The sequence below is a fragment of the Yoonia sp. R2-816 genome (assembly GCF_046762905.1).
Taxonomy (GTDB): domain Bacteria; phylum Pseudomonadota; class Alphaproteobacteria; order Rhodobacterales; family Rhodobacteraceae; genus Yoonia.
This window is the reverse complement of record NZ_JBKQXN010000033.1, coordinates 1-896: the sequence shown is the minus strand read 5'-3', so window position 1 is coordinate 896 and position 896 is coordinate 1. Positions and strand designations below refer to the sequence as shown.

The window sequence follows — 896 nt, the reverse complement described above, 5'->3', positions numbered from 1 at the left end:
CCTGTCTTGCGGGAGGTCGATTGAGATTTCGCCAGAGGAGATCTGGAGCGGACTTGAGACAGACAGGCGTATCGTGCCTGGGCTGCCGAGAAAATGCGCCTGGCTGATTGAGACTTCGCCAGCATGTCCCATCAGGTTTGCACCGCCAGTGACCAAACCTTCTTGTTGGAAATCTGTCCGGCTTTGCGTGCCCGATACTGTCAGGAGCGTGCCCTGCCCAAGAGCAACAGATCCCGATATCTCAAGAAATGAGGTCGCGCTGTTTCCGTCCTGACCTGCGGCGCCCATGAAGCGTGATCCAAGGACTGTCCCGTGCTCTGCGATACGGCCGACCTGAGCAGAAAAGCCTGACCCATCCTTGTCTTTTGCTTCAAGCCCTATGCTGGTCCTTGAGAAGGTGTCAGTGGAAGATCCGACAGCATGATCCGTCGTCAGCGCCAGCGCGTCTGTCAGTTGGACGTCATGTCCGAATGCGTAGTCTTCTGTCAGAAGCTGTCCAAATGGATCTGCATCTGGATCTATATCTCCGAGGCTGATCTCATAGGAGGACACATCTCCATCAACACGGATGCTTGTTCCGTGATCTGAACGCATGAGTGTCAGGCTGTCGCTGGCCATTACTTCCCTTACGAACGTGGGACGGGGGTCTGGCGCAGCAGCTTCGGAGACCAGGGCGCTGGCGGCGAGGTCAAATCCGCGCGTATACGCATCTGCAACCATCAAGACCTGTCCTGCGAGGGCCTGGTTGAGGGCTGGTGCCAGGGCGCCACTGGCGACGATACCCGTTTCGGCGAGAGGCATGGCGTCACTCTCGGTGGTGCTTCCCTGGTAGACAACAAGTTCACCGATAGGGCGCATGGCGCGTTCCAGATTTAGAAGGCCATGCCCGTAGATCG

At 57.5% G+C, this 896-nt stretch carries 1 protein-coding gene; it reads right to left on the bottom strand.

Annotation, left to right across the window (positions count from 1 at the left end; genetic code table 11):
• On the bottom strand, positions 1-858 hold an 858-nt coding region (locus tag ACFWW2_RS00480), incomplete at its 3' end, for a hypothetical protein (RefSeq protein WP_393925400.1).
• Positions 859-896 lie beyond the last annotated feature (38 nt).